Origin of the sequence: Pseudonocardia lutea (assembly GCF_042658055.1) — a bacterium.
Taxonomy (GTDB): Bacteria; Actinomycetota; Actinomycetes; order Mycobacteriales; family Pseudonocardiaceae; genus Pseudonocardia; species Pseudonocardia lutea.
Genome location: NZ_JBHSQK010000043.1, coordinates 48,140 through 54,139 on the forward strand (window position 1 = coordinate 48,140; position 6,000 = coordinate 54,139).

General features: G+C 75.0%; 6 protein-coding genes. 3 read left to right on the top strand and 3 right to left on the bottom strand.

Annotated features, from left to right (window positions below; genetic code table 11):
* Nucleotides 1–62 precede the first annotated feature (62 nt).
* Both ACFQH9_RS17490 and ACFQH9_RS17495 read left to right on the top strand, forming a co-directional pair.
* Complete coding sequence (locus ACFQH9_RS17490) at nt 63–1,604, top strand: helix-turn-helix domain-containing protein (RefSeq protein ID WP_379567207.1); 1,542 nt, start codon at nt 63–65, stop codon at nt 1,602–1,604.
* Nucleotides 1,605–1,739: 135 nt separating this feature from the next.
* Complete coding sequence (locus tag ACFQH9_RS17495) at nt 1,740–1,883, top strand: hypothetical protein (RefSeq protein WP_379567208.1); 144 nt, start codon at nt 1,740–1,742, stop codon at nt 1,881–1,883.
* A 65-nt stretch (nt 1,884–1,948) separates the two neighbouring features.
* Here the strand turns inward: ACFQH9_RS17495 and ACFQH9_RS17500 are convergent, their stop codons facing one another.
* From ACFQH9_RS17500 to ACFQH9_RS17510, 3 genes are all read right to left on the bottom strand, one after another.
* Complete coding sequence (locus ACFQH9_RS17500) at nt 1,949–2,560, bottom strand: FMN-binding negative transcriptional regulator (RefSeq protein ID WP_379567209.1); 612 nt, start codon at nt 2,558–2,560, stop codon at nt 1,949–1,951.
* 118 nt (nt 2,561–2,678) lie between these two features.
* A complete protein-coding gene (locus ACFQH9_RS17505; RefSeq protein WP_379567210.1) occupies nt 2,679–3,209 on the bottom strand; it encodes an alpha/beta hydrolase in 531 nt (176 codons plus the stop codon).
* A gap of 200 nt (nt 3,210–3,409) precedes the next feature.
* Nucleotides 3,410–4,234, bottom strand: coding sequence for an alpha/beta fold hydrolase (locus ACFQH9_RS17510; RefSeq protein WP_379567211.1), 825 nt, complete (start codon nt 4,232–4,234; stop codon nt 3,410–3,412).
* A gap of 400 nt (nt 4,235–4,634) precedes the next feature.
* On the opposite strand from ACFQH9_RS17510, the gene ACFQH9_RS17515 reads away from it, so the two are divergent.
* The gene (locus ACFQH9_RS17515; RefSeq protein ID WP_379567212.1) at nt 4,635–5,717 is read left to right on the top strand and encodes a nitrilase-related carbon-nitrogen hydrolase; all 1,083 of its coding nucleotides are present in this window, start codon (nt 4,635–4,637) and stop codon (nt 5,715–5,717) included.
* Nucleotides 5,718–6,000 lie beyond the last annotated feature (283 nt).

Here is a 6,000-nt window from a genome sequence, read left to right on the forward strand (position 1 = left end):
GTTCGTCCCGTTCTCCGGCCGTGACGGGACGTTTCGTCCACCCGTCGCGGGGAGGGGGGCCGATGCCGGTCACGCTCGGGGACCTGCTCGCCGACCGTGGGCTCGGGCTGTCGGTCGCCGCCGCCGGCGCGGGCCTCGACCGGCCGGTGAGCTGGGTGCACAGCAGCGAGCTGGCCGATCCCACCCCGTACCTCGACGGCGGCGAGCTGCTGCTCACCACCGGGCTCGCCCTCGCCGGCACCACCGCCGAGGACTACGCCGCCCGCCTCGCCGCCCACCGCCTGGCCGGCCTCGGCTTCGGCACGGACCTGGGCTACGCGCAGGTTCCCCCGGCGCTCGTCCGGTCCTGCGCCGAGCACGGGCTGCCGCTGCTGGTGGTGCCCGAGCGCACCCCGTTCCTCGCGATCGCGAAGGCGGTGTCCGCCGCGCTCGCCGCCGAGTCCTACGCCCAGGTCGTACGCACCGACCAGGCGCAACGCTCGCTCACCGCGGCCGCGGTGGGCCGCGGCGGGGCCGGGGGCGTGGTCCGCCGCCTCGCCGAGCTCCTCGGCGGCTGGGCCGCGGTGGTCGACGCCGGCGACCGGGTCCGCGTCTGCGCGCCGCGCACCGCGGCCCGGCGGCTGTCCGGGCTGCGGCCGGAGCTCGCGCGAGTGCGCGGCCGACACGGCGCGACGAGCGCGACCACCACGGAGGGCGCGGACGGCGCGGGCCAGGTGGTGCTGCACCGGCTGCGACTCCCCGGCCCCGGCGTGCTCGCGGTCGGCCGCCCGGCACCGTTCAGCCCGGTGGACCTGCAGGTCGTCGGGGCGGCGGTCTCGGTGCTCACGCTGCTGCACGCCCGCGCGACCGCCGTCGGCCGGGCCGAGCGGGCGCTGCGCACGGCGGTGCTGCGCGCGATGGTCGAGCTCCCCGGCGCGGGCGCCGCCACGATCGCCGAACCGCTCTGGGGCCGGCCGCCGGGCGAGGGTGCGCTGGTCCTGGCTCTGCGCGGGCGCTCCGGCTCGGCGGACGAGCTGCTCGACGCCCTGGAGGCGCTCGACGACGAGTCGCTCTTCGCCGCCGAGCTCGACGGCGCCGTCGTCGTGGTCGCCGATCCGGGGCTGGCGGCGGACGCGCTGGCGGCGGCCGAGCGCGTCCCGGACGTGCGCGCGGGGATGTCCGAGCCGGTGCGCGGCCCGGCCCCGGACCCGTTCCCCGGCCACGGCGCGGGCCCGCCCGCCGGTCCGCTGCACACCGCAGTCGAGCAGGCCGGCCGGGCGCTCGACGCGGCCCGCCGGCTCGGGCGCGCCCGGGTGCGGTTCGCCGACCTGGCCGGGAGCGGCCTGCGCGACCTGGTGCCCGCCCGGGACGCCGCGGCCTTCGCGGAGGCGCTGCTGGACCCGCTGGTGCGGCACGACGCGCGCGGCCGCGGCGACCTGGTCGCGTCCCTGCGCGAGTGGCTGGCCCACCACGGGCAGTGGGACCCCGCGGCCGCGGCGCTGGGGGTGCACCGGCACACCCTGCGCGCCCGGATCGGCAAGGCGGCCGAGCTGCTCGGGCGGGACCTGGACTCGCCGGGGGTGCGGGCGGAGCTGTGGTTCGCGCTGCAGGTCCCGCGCGCCTGAACGGATGTCGGCCGATCGCCCGACACCGGCGTCCGCCCCGGCGTCGACCACCGGGCCGACGGTGCCGGGCCGCGGTCCGCGGGACGGTTCTCCGTGCGGGGCGATCGCCCCGGTCACGTGCGAAGGAGAGCCGCCATGAGCGCCACCGCCACCCGCACCGTTCCCGTCGAACGGGGCTCCCGCGACGGGTCCCGCCCGCCGGCCGGCCCCGCCCGTCCCGGCGCCCCCGAGGCCGCCCTGGCCCTGCAGCGGCGGCTCGTCGCCCGCCTGGTCGGCTGACGGCCGGGCCCGCTCCCCGGCCGGCAGGCTCATCCGCCGAGCCGGCCGGGCGCCGGGCGGGGTCCTCACGGCCGGTGCGCGGCGACCGCCTCCGCACCCCGGGTGTCGCCGACCGAGTACAGGCCGTCGACCACGCCGTCGATGTCCGCGGCCGGCCGGTTCTGGCTGAGCTTGAACTTCGCCTCGACCCGCTCGATGTGCACCTCGACACCCACGATCGCGCGCAGCTGGCCGCGGAAGTACTTCTCCGGGGCGTCCTCGACCCGCCACGGCGCCGGGCGGCCCGCCTCGTGCAGGTCGGTCAGCCGCCGCACCACGTCCTCGAGCCAGTCGACGTCGTCGTGGACGGTCACCGTGCCGTGCACGTGCGCGGTCACGTAGTTCCAGGTCGGGACGACGCGCCCGTGCTCGGCCTTCGAGGCGTACCAGGACGGGCTGACGTAGGAGTCCGGACCGCGGACGATCACCAGCGCCCGGCACCCGTCCGCCCGCGTCCAGTGGTCGTTGTTGCGCGCGAGGTGGCCCAGCAGGGTGCCCCGGTCGCGGTCGTGGACGAACGGCAGCATCGTCGCCTCCAGTCCCTCCGGCCCGTGGGTGACCAGGTCGGCGGCGCCGTGGTGCGTCAGCAGCTGCTGCACGTCCCGGTCGTCGGGGGCGAAGTGGGTCGGCACGTACACGGTGATCCCTGCTCCTGGTCGGCTGTCGTGGGACCCCCAGGATCCGACGGGAAGCGGCCTGCCGCGACGGCCGATCCGTGGTTATTCCGGAAGGCCGTTCGCCCGCCGCGCCCGGCCCTCAGCCGGTCTCGCCCGCGTCCCCCGTCAGCCACGTCCCGGCCCGCTCGACCACCTCGGCGGGGACCACGTGCGGGCCGTCGAACTCGTGGTACTCGACGGCGTACCCGGCCCGCTCGAGGCGGGTGACGAGCGGCCGGCTGCAGCGGTCGACGGGCAGGACGCGGTCCTCGGTGCCGTGCGAGACGAAGAACCGCGGGCTGCCGTGCCGGACCAGCGGCGCGGCGAAGCCCGGGGAGAACGCGAGGACCGAGTCGAACACGTCGCCGTTGGCGAGGCCGAGCGAGAGGGCGTAGGAGGCGCCGTCGGAGAAACCGCCGACGGTGAACCGGTCGACCGGGCGGGTCGCCGCGACCTGGTCGAGCAGCCGGTCGATGCGGCGCACGTCCGGGCCGTAGCCGTCGGCGATGACGTCCCAGGTCGCGAGCCGCGACTTCGGCGCGACCAGCACCAGCCGGTACCGGTCGGCCAGCGGGTGCAGCAGCTCGATCCCCTGGCGCGCCGACCCGCCGGCCCCGTGCAGGAGCAGCACGAGCCGCAGCGGGCGGTCCTCGCGCGGCGGCGGGACGTAGGCGAGGCCGAGCTGCCCGCCGTCGTCGTCGGTGAAGGCCTGCAGCCCGGGCCCCGCCGACGGGACGAGCGGCGGCTGCGGCCGGAAGGCGAGCCGGCCGTGTCGGGAGTTCTCCTCCGGGGCGAGGTGCGGGGCGCCGGGCTCCGCGTCCTCCGGGCCGGTCAGGATCGGATGAAGGCCAGGAGGTCGGCGTTGATGGTCGCCGCCTCGGTGGTCGGCATCCCGTGCGGGAAGCCCTCGTAGGTCTTCAGGGTCCCGTCCTGCACCAGCTCCGCCGACAGCGGCGCGGAGTCGGCGTAGGGGACGATCTGGTCGTCGTCGCCGTGCATCACCAGCACGGGCACGGTGATCCGCTTGAGGTCGTCGGTGAAGTCGGTCTGGGAGAAGGCGACGATGCCGTCGTAGTGGGCCTTCGCGCTGCCCATCATCCCCTGCCGCCACCAGTTGGCGATGATCGCCTCGGACGGTTCCGCCCCCGGGCGGTTGTAGCCGTAGAAGGGCCCGGAGGGCAGGGCGCGGTAGAACTCGGAGCGGTTGGCGGCCAGCTGGGCCTGGAGGTCGTCGAACACGCTCTTGGGCAGTCCGCCGGGGTTCGCCTCGGTCTGCACCATGAGCGGCGGCACGGCGCTGATCAGCACCGCCTTCGCCACCCGGCCCTCGCCGTGCCGCGCGATGTAGTGCACGACCTCGCCACCACCCGTGGAGTGCCCCACGTGCACGGCGTCCCGGAGATCGAGGTACGAGGTCAGCGCGGCCAGGTCGTCGGCGTAGTGGTCCATGTCGTGGCCGTCGGCGGTCTGGGTGGAGCGCCCGTGGCCGCGGCGGTCGTGGGCGATGACGCGGTAGCCCTGCTGGAGGAAGAACAACATCTGGGTGTCCCAGTCGTCGCTCGACAGCGGCCAGCCGTGGCTGAAGACGATGGGCCGGCCAGTCCCCCAGTCCTTGTAGAAGATCTCGGTCCCGTCGACCGTGGTGATCGTGGCCATGCGCTGCCTCCGATGTCGTCGGGCCACGACGCAGGTGTGCGCCGCCGCGCGGTCCCACTCTGGGCCAGGGCACGGCGGCACGGACACCGCCGAGCGACCCCATGAGCGTGCCGGACCGTGTCGGGCGGACGGCCGCTCGCCCTGCGACGGTCGAGGGCTTGCGCCGGTGTCGGCACAGCGCCGCCCGCGTGACCCGACGGTGGAGCGCGTTTGCAGGCCCGCGGTCCGGCGTCGGCTCACGGGCGGGGACGCCGCCTCCCGAACCGGCCGGACACCCCTGTCCCCCAGAGGCATCGGGAAGTTCGACACCGCGGACGGAGCGGCCTGGCCGTGCGCCGCCGAACGGCGTAACTTCGTCGACCCCGCCCAGGGTGACGCGGGGGCGAGAGGAGGGAGCGCCGTGATCGAGCCCTACCAGGTCGTCGGGCTGATCCCGACGATGCGGGGCATCCGGTACCGCGACGAGATCAAGCGCAACATCGAGCATCTCGGCCACCTGATGAAGGCGGCGTCCTGGCTGTCGGCGATGGCTCTCCCGGTCCGGCTGATCACCATCCCCGAGGGCGCGCTGCAGGGCTTCAACGACGAGGTCCTCGACCACGACCACGAGTGGTTCGCCGCGGAGTGCGCCATCGACATCCCCGGGCCCGAGACCGACGCGCTCGGCGCCCTGGCCGCCAAGTGGGGCGCCTACGTCATGGCCACCGCGAAGGCCCGGCACCCCGAGTTCCCGGGCCGGTTCTTCAACGTCGGCTTCGCGATCTCGCCGGCCGAGGAGATCGTGCTCGTCCACCACAAGGTGGTGCCGCTGCAGCCCGTGGAGCACTCGGTCACCCCGCACGACGTGTGGGACCGCTGGGTCGAGCTCTACGGCGACGGCCTCGACGCCTTCTACCCGGTGGCGGACACGGAGATCGGGCGGCTGGGCGTGATGATGGCCAACGAGGCCTCGTACCCGGAGAACGCGCGCGGACTGGCCATGAACGGCTGCGAGGTCGCCTACCGCGGCCCCTACCCGCACCCGCACGCCGGCAACGGCTTCTTCGAGATCCAGAACCGGGCCCGGGCGCTGGACAACAACATGTACGTGATCGCGAACCAGGTCGGCACGTACTACCTGGACGCCGAGTCCGACATCCCCATCGACACCTTCGGCTCCCCCAGCATGGTCTGCGACTACCGCGGGACCGTCGTCGGCCAGGTGGGCTACGCCGGGCACTCCACCTACGTCGCGGGCACGATCGACATCCAGGCGCTGCGCGACTTCCGCTCCCGCGCGCAGTTCGGCAACTGGCTCAAGGACCTCACCACGGAGCAGTACCGGGTCATCTACCGGGAGCCGATCTACCCGAAGAACCTCTACCTGGACCGGAAGCCGTACTCGCACGACGAGTACCGGCGGGAGGTCACCGACAGGCAGATCGAGCTCCTGCACGAGCGGGACATCTGGCGCCGTCCCGATCCCGGCACCCCCGGCGGATGAGTACTCCGTCGACGAGGGGGTAGAGCGTCGGCGCGCGGGCGGCAGCCCGGGCGCACCCGAGCCCACGGGCGGACCTCACCCGGGGGCCGGTCGGCCGCGACGGCGGCTCCGAGGGAGTCGTCGCGCCGCCGCGACGGAACTCACGAGACGGAGCGAACGCATGACCGCTACCGAGTCGAGACCGACCGCCACCCGCGCGTACCCGGCACGACGGGCCGGGAAGGGCTCGACGTTCGTGCGGATGCTGCGGACGACGGACCCCAAGGACATCGCGATCCTCTAC

Excerpts from the sequence above, each read along its gene's own strand:
- ACFQH9_RS17490 (WP_379567207.1), top strand. The coding sequence starts at position 63 with ATGCCGGTCACGCTCGGGGACCTGCTCGCCGACCGTGGGCTCGGGCTG.
- ACFQH9_RS17510 (WP_379567211.1), bottom strand. The coding sequence starts at position 4,234 with ATGGCCACGATCACCACGGTCGACGGGACCGAGATCTTCTACAAGGAC.
- ACFQH9_RS17495 (WP_379567208.1), top strand. The coding sequence starts at position 1,740 with ATGAGCGCCACCGCCACCCGCACCGTTCCCGTCGAACGGGGCTCCCGC.